Source organism: Emticicia aquatica (assembly GCF_923079645.1).
Lineage (GTDB): Bacteria > Bacteroidota > Bacteroidia > Cytophagales > Spirosomataceae > Emticicia > Emticicia aquatica.
This window is the reverse complement of sequence record NZ_CAKLPY010000008.1, coordinates 69681-76901: the sequence shown is the minus strand read 5'-3', so window position 1 is coordinate 76901 and position 7221 is coordinate 69681. Positions and strand designations below refer to the sequence as shown.

General features: G+C 34.4%; 9 protein-coding genes and 1 pseudogene. All 10 read left to right on the top strand.

Going from position 1 to position 7221, the window contains the following annotated elements:
* A pseudogene (locus MJQ71_RS20320) lies at window positions 1–210 on the top strand (hypothetical protein); the annotation flags it as partial.
* Between the two features lie 13 nt (window positions 211–223).
* On the top strand, window positions 224–574 hold the full coding sequence (locus MJQ71_RS20315) for a hypothetical protein (protein ID WP_238808779.1): 351 nt from the start codon (window positions 224–226) through the stop codon (window positions 572–574).
* Window positions 575–688: 114 nt separating this feature from the next.
* Window positions 689–874, top strand: coding sequence for a Thivi_2564 family membrane protein (locus MJQ71_RS20310; RefSeq protein ID WP_238808778.1), 186 nt, complete (start codon window positions 689–691; stop codon window positions 872–874).
* 50 nt (window positions 875–924) lie between these two features.
* Window positions 925–1119, top strand: a complete 195-nt coding sequence (locus MJQ71_RS20305) for a hypothetical protein (RefSeq protein ID WP_238808777.1) — start codon at window positions 925–927, stop codon at window positions 1117–1119.
* 183 nt (window positions 1120–1302) lie between these two features.
* Window positions 1303–2223 (top strand): OmpA/MotB family protein, encoded by a 921-nt coding sequence (locus MJQ71_RS20300; RefSeq protein ID WP_238808776.1) that lies wholly within the window; start codon window positions 1303–1305, stop codon window positions 2221–2223.
* Window positions 2224–2315: 92 nt separating this feature from the next.
* Window positions 2316–2939, top strand: a complete 624-nt coding sequence (locus MJQ71_RS20295; protein ID WP_238808775.1) for a murein L,D-transpeptidase catalytic domain family protein — start codon at window positions 2316–2318, stop codon at window positions 2937–2939.
* Window positions 2911–4614, top strand: a complete 1704-nt coding sequence (locus MJQ71_RS20290) for a L,D-transpeptidase family protein (protein WP_238808774.1) — start codon at window positions 2911–2913, stop codon at window positions 4612–4614. Before MJQ71_RS20295 ends, MJQ71_RS20290 begins: the two co-directional genes overlap by 29 nt.
* A gap of 3 nt (window positions 4615–4617) precedes the next feature.
* A complete protein-coding gene (locus tag MJQ71_RS20285; RefSeq protein ID WP_238808773.1) occupies window positions 4618–5427 on the top strand; it encodes an MlaE family ABC transporter permease in 810 nt (269 codons plus the stop codon).
* Between the two features lie 34 nt (window positions 5428–5461).
* Window positions 5462–6226, top strand: a complete 765-nt coding sequence (locus MJQ71_RS20280) for an ABC transporter ATP-binding protein (RefSeq protein ID WP_238808772.1) — start codon at window positions 5462–5464, stop codon at window positions 6224–6226.
* A complete protein-coding gene (locus MJQ71_RS20275; protein ID WP_238808771.1) occupies window positions 6223–7209 on the top strand; it encodes an MlaD family protein in 987 nt (328 codons plus the stop codon). Before MJQ71_RS20280 ends, MJQ71_RS20275 begins: the two co-directional genes overlap by 4 nt.
* The last annotated feature ends 12 nt before the right edge of the window (window positions 7210–7221 follow it).

Here is a 7221-nt window from a genome sequence, read left to right as displayed (position 1 = left end):
CAGGCCGCTTATTATAAAAAACTTGGTGAGGAAATTCGTCATTTTGATGAAGTGCTACTATTTGGACCAACCAACGCCAAAGTCGAATTGATGAATTTACTAAAAAACAATCATTTGTTTGATAACATAAAAATAGAAGTAAAACAAGCCGATAAAATGACCGAAAATCAACAACAAGCTTTTGTAAAAGACTATTTTTCAAACCATTAAATTCGCTATAGCCATGAAAAAAATAAAACATTTAAAACCAGTAAAAGAAAATAATACCTCAGAAATTATCCGTTTCCCTGGTTATCCGTTGTACCCTGCGAGTGAAGATATTTACAGTCACTTCCGAAAAGATTTAGAGATAAATCCCGAAGACACTTCTGAAATGAAAAAAGCAATGGATAATGCAAAAGTGCATACCCGCAACGAAAAAGATTTTGACGACGATTTTTCTGGAAATGTTTTAGATGTACCAGGTGCTGAGCTAGACGATATTCAAGAAAATATTGGTAGTGAAGACGAAGAAAATAATTATTATAGTTTAGGCGGTGACGACCACAATGATTTAGAAGAAGAAAAAGAATAAAAAGCAAATTTAGAAACACAGTTGGGTGAATTTCATTAGTCATTTTAAAATTTATGCAACACTTCACGCCAAGCATTCAAATACTATTGGTTAAACTCTTTAAATCAAACCCTCATGCCATTATTCAATATTTTACTCGTATTAATTGTTGCAGGAATTCTTCTTTGGCTCGTCAATACTTATATTCCGATGGACCAAAAAATTAAAAAAATCTTCAACATTGTTGTTGTTATCGTAATAATTGTTTGGCTTCTCAAAGTTTTCGGACTTTTAAATTCAATCATGAATATCAATGTTTAGCAAGCATTCATAACGAAAGTATTATTCTATCCATTTTAAAAAAAAACTTTATGAATCTCAAAAGAATTTTTGGGGCATTACTCACCATACTTGGTATCGCAGGGCTGATTTATGCCGCAATGTTATTTATCAATACCTCAGGCGGTACACGTGAAATTAAAGCTCTTGTCATCTATGGCATATTTGGTTTTATCTTTTTTCTTTCGGGTATCAATCTTATCCGCACAACAAAAGACGAAGCCTAAAACCTTAGGAAGCCAATTAGCAATTTAATAAACGTTTATACAATAGCGTTATTTGTGTTTTCACTACAAAAATAACCGAAACATCGCTTATCTAAGTTGGTAATGACTTAGTTAATAAGTCAATTTTAAACAAGGTTTTTATTCCAAAATGTGCTTCGGCACTTAACTTATATATAGCTCCCCATGAAAACTCTTACAAAATATTCATTCTTTTTACTAGTAAGTCTGTTTATGACTTCTTGTGTTACTAAAAAGAAATTAACCGATTTACAATCACTCTACGATAAATCTGAGTCTGACTTGGTGAAATGTGGAGATAGTGTTCAAGACTACAAAGACCGTCTCGACCGAATGTCAAAATCGCAGCAAGACACCGAAAATCAAAGAAATATCTCTACAAGTACCATTCAAGAACGTGATATGCAGATAAGTGATTTGAAAGTACAAATTTTAGATTACAAAAATTTGCGTGACAAACAACTCGATGCCGTTGGTAATTTAACAGTTTTGTCAAAAGAAGCGAATGCAAACATTGATAAAACACTGTCACAATTGGCCAATAAGGACAAATATATTTATTTATTAATGGCCGCACGTACCAAAGCAGATTCGATTAATTTAGCTTTGGCGGTCAATCTCACAAGTGTACTACGCAATGGCATTGAAGACAAAGATGTTGAGATAAAAATTGATAAAACCGTGGTTATGATTAATATTTCTGACAAAATGCTTTTTAGCAGCGGAAGTACAAAAATATCGACTAGAGCAAATACTGTTTTAGAAAAAATTGCTCTAATTATAAAATCAAGACCCGAATTGGAAGTAATGGTTGAAGGTTACACCGATGATGTTTCTATCAATACCGATTGTATTGTAGATAATTGGGATTTGAGTGCCAAACGTGCCACTTCGGTTGTGCGTGTGATGCAACAAAATTTTAACATCGACCCCAATAAATTAATTGCCGCAGGGCGTGGCCAATACAATATTTTGGCTAGTAATATGACAGATGAAGGCCGTACCAAAAACAGACGAACCCGTATTATTTTGATGCCAAAACTTGACCAATTTTATGATTTATTGAATCCAGACAAAAAAAAGTGACAAACCAAAATGGAAGATAATGAGCATTGACTGCAATGATTCATCAGGAAATGTTGTTATTATTAAAACAACTCCATGAAATCATTAAAATTATGCTGATTAGCTTCCATTTAATTGCTTTTTTGCTCAATATTTCTTTGGCAAAATCTCCCGAAATCAAACTTGTTACGAAAGTAAGCGAAATCCAAACGCTTTATACGGATTGTCACCTCGAAGGAATTGTAAATTATGACGCTTTTAAACAATCTTTGCTTGGTTTTGAAAAGTTTCATCCTGCAAAACCAATCATCACAATCGTTGATTTTACTTTGCCTTCAAACGTAGAAAGGTTTTTTGTGGTTGATATTGTAAAGAAAAAGCTTTTATTTTCGTCTTTGGTTGCTCATGGTCAAAAATCTGGCGACAATATTGCTCATTCGTTTTCCAACAAAATGGAGTCTCATCAAAGTAGTTTAGGGTTTTATTTGGTCGGTAACGAAATTCAAAGCCCCAAACACGGAGCAGCTTTATTGCTGTTTGGCTTACAAAAAGGTATCAATGATAATGCTCGCCGACGAGAAATCATTATTCATGGTGCCAAATACGTTAGCACCTCATTTATTCATCAATACGGTCGGCTTGGTCGCAGTTACGGTTGCCCTGCTTTACCACAAGAACTTATTCCGCAGGTTGTGCCTGTTTTAGCCAATGGGAGTTTACTGTATATCCATAGTTGACAAAAATGCTTTTCGCCGCCAAATAATTGTGATTTTGACGTGCCTCGTTTTAATTATAATTGGGGCTAGCTGCAATAAAGAGAAAAGAAGAAGAAAAGCTATTTTGGCCGATGAAAGTGTTTATTCTTCACAAAATTTCACCGATTTGCTGATTGATAGTTTAACCATCAAATCGTTTTTTCAGACTTTTACAGCCACAGATTCAATCAAAAGTGAAATAAACGAATTTTATAGCCGAAGAAATTATCAATTTGCTTGGTTAAACAAACAAGGATTAACGCTTTCTGCAACAAATTTTTACAGTCAATTACAAAGTTATAGCCGTGATTTTGCCGATAATAGCCTCAATAACAATCAATTAGATAGTTTATTTATGGCTGCACAAACCGAAGAAAAGCTATTTATTTTACAAAAAAAACAGGTGAAGCAATTAGAATTATTGCTCACAAGTACTTTTTTTAAATATGCTCAAAAGAACTTTAGTGGCACCACAAAAGACCCCATCGACCTTGAATGGTTTATTCCTCGCAAAAAGAAAAACTACCAAACTTTACTCGATTCTTTGGTTTCATTGACCAAAGGAGAAAAAGTGCAAGAGCCTGTTAATCAATACTATATACTATTAAAAGCAAAATTAAGAGCGTACCGTGAGCTTCAAAAAAAAGGTGGATTACCAACCATTATTACCGATAAAAAACTATTGGTTCTTGGCGATAGCAATACTTGTTTGCTCAATGCAAAGAAACATTTGGTATTGACTGGCGATTTAAAATTGAATGACAATACTATTTTTTTTACGGATTCTTTGGCAAAAGCTGTTCAGCGTTTTCAACGACGGATGGGTTTGGTAGAAAATGGAAAAATAAACCAAGCAACCATCATAGAATTTAATAAACCTATTGATTTCAGAATTAAGCAAATCATGGTCAATATGGAACGTCTGCGATGGATTCCTGTAGAAATGGAAAACGACTATTTGTTGGTTAACATTCCTGAATTTAGATTACATATTTTTCAAAATAGCAAGCAAGTTTGGCAAATGAATGTGGTTGTGGGAAAAGCCGCCAAGAAAACGAGCATTTTTAGAGGAGATTTATCAAAAATTGTTCTTAATCCATATTGGGGAGTTCCGACGAGTATTGTTCGTGATGAAATTTTGCCAAAACTCAAACGCAATCCGTCTTATTTAGCTCGAAATAACATGGAAGTTCTTTCGGGAAATTCGGTGGTAAATCCTGCTAATATTAATTGGAATGCTTACAGCGGAAATGTACCATTTAGCTTTCGACAAAAACCAGGAAATCATAATTCGCTTGGTAAAATCAAGTTTTTATTTCCCAATAATTTCAGTATTTATTTGCATGATACGCCATCAAAAGGTTTATTTAACGAATCTAGACGGGCATTCAGTCATGGTTGTATTAGGATTTCAGAACCCAAAAAGCTGGCTCTTTATTTACTCAGAAAAGACACGTCTTGGAATGATGAAAAATTAGAAGAAATTCTCAAAACTGACAATGAAACTGTCATTAAAGTCAATCCGACTGTGGCAGTTTATATTGCTTATTTTACGGCTTGGGTTGATAACACAGGGCAGCTTAATTTTCGTAATGATATATATAATTTAGATGAGAAACTATCCAAAGAGATTTTTGGGGAACTACAAAATCCGTAATAAATGAAGCCAAATGCTGAAATTTCAAGTAATTCACAGAAAAAGAGGTTTCTTATTTCTAAAAATATAGATGCTTTTTTCGGTAGTATTTATGAAGTTTTTCTATTTATCGGCTTATTTTTCAAGGAAGCGTTTTCTCCTCCATTTGAATGGCGAGAAATTATCAATCAATGTTACAATGTTGGTTATAAATCATTGCCTTTGGTTAGTTTAACTGGTTTCATTACAGGCATAGTTTTTACGAAACAATCTCGCCCCTCTTTGTCAACTTTTGGGGCTAGTTCGTGGCTGCCTTCGTTGGTTTCAATTGCTATCATTCGGGCTTTAGCTCCTTTGGTGACTTCCTTAATTGCTGCGGGCAAAGTTGGGTCAAATATCGGAGCTGAATTGGGTTCGATGAAAGTAACCGAACAAATTGATGCGATGGAAGTTTCGGCCACCAATCCTTTCAAATTTCTTGTTGTAACCCGCATCATCGCCACCACTTTAATGATTCCAATTTTGGTATTATACACAGGCTTGGTCGGAATGCTTGGTTCGTTTATCAATGTTCACCAAAATGAACAAACAAGTTTTGCAGCATTCATAAAAAACGCTTTCAGCACCATTTCATTTTTAGACATCAATTCTTCGATTTTTAAAGCTATTTGCTACGGTTTTACAATTGGCGTGGCGGGCTGTTATCAAGGATATTTCGCTCAAAATGGTACGCAAGGCGTTGGCAAAGCCGCTAATTCGGCTGTTGTAGTGGCTATGTTTCTGATTTTTGTTGAAGAAATGATTATCGTCCAATTTGTAAATGCAATAAGATGAGATTTCAAAAAACCATTATACGACGCTAAAATCTATGAACCACGAGAGCAAAGATATTGTCATTTCTATCAAAGGTTTAACCAAATCTTTTGGGAGTCTTTCGGTGCTTCAGGGTGTAGATATTGAAATCGTCAAAGGCGAAAATATAGCCATACTTGGGCGTTCGGGAAGTGGAAAATCTGTTTTAATCAAAATAATTTCTGGTTTGCTTAAACCCGATAGCGGTATTGTGAAAGTTTTGGGGCAAGAAGTCGATAAAATTAGTGCGAAAGAACTACAAGAATTAAGACTAAAAATTGGTTTTTCTTTTCAAAATAGTGCTTTATACGATAGCATGACGGTCAGAGAAAACTTGGCTTTCCCGCTAGTCAGAAACAAGCGAGATTTAGATAAAAAAGCAGTCAACGATGCTATTGAGGAAGTATTGAATGAAGTGGGTTTATTGAAAACAATCAATCAAATGCCTTCAGAATTATCAGGCGGACAACGTAAACGGATTGGTATTGCTCGCACATTAATTTTAAAACCCGAAATTATGCTTTACGACGAACCAACCGCTGGACTAGACCCAATTACTTGCATCGAAATTAATAACCTCATTACTAAAGTTCAAAAGCAGTACAACACCAGCTCCATTATTATTACCCACGATTTAACCTGTGCCAAAAATACGGCAAATAAAGTGGCCATTTTGATGGATGGGAAATTTTTATCAACAGGTAGTTTTGAAGAAGTTTTCAATTCGCAGAACGTGAATGTAAAAACTTTTTATGATTACAATTTTATTAACAACAAATGAAAATATTGAAAAATAATCGCCCCGTTATCGTCGGAATATTCATATTTCTAGGCCTGACAATTTTGGTTGTTACAATATTTACATTGGGTGGCCAGAAAAAAACATTCGTACGAACCTTTACAATTAACGCAATTTTTGATGATGTTGGCGGGTTATTGACTGGCGGAAATGTTTGGTTTGCTGGTGTAAAAGTCGGCACTGTGAAAAGTATCAGCTTTTATGGAGATTCTCAAGTACAAGTAACCATGAATATTGAGCGGGAAGCCGAATCACATATTCATAAAGATGCCAAAGCCAAAATTAGTTCTGATGGGTTAATAGGCAATAAAATTGTCATTATTTATGGAGGAGACACGCATCAACCACAAGTTGAAAAAAACGATTTTTTGAGCGTCGAGAAATCGCTAAGCACCGATGACATGTTGGCAACTTTTCAAGAAAACAACAAAAATCTACTAGAAATAACCAAAGATTTTAAAAGTATCAGTAAAAAAATTGATAATGGAAAAGGTGTCTTAGCTACTTTGTTGAATGACCCAAACATGGCTAATAAATTAGAAATTACCGTCGAAAATCTCCAAGAAACGATGGCAAATTTGAAAACTGTAAGTGAAGGCAGTAAAAGTGTTTTAAGTAATCTGCAAGATTTTTCAGGAAAAATCAACAAAAAAGGAAATTCAATCAATGACCTTGCTGCCGATACTGCCATTTATAAAAGTATCAAATCAACACTGGTTCAACTAAATAATGCGTCTAATTCGGTAACAAAAATTACAGCAAATCTAAAAACAGCTAGTGAGAAACTTAATCAAAAAAACAATGCCGTCGGTGTATTATTGAACGATTCGGAAACCTCCGAATCGATGACAATTACGCTAAAAAACCTAGAATCTGGTAGTAAAAAATTAGACGAAGACCTTGAAGCATTACAACACAATTTTTTATTAAAACGATTTTTCAAGAGAAAAGAAAAGTTTAAATAAACCATCAAATTT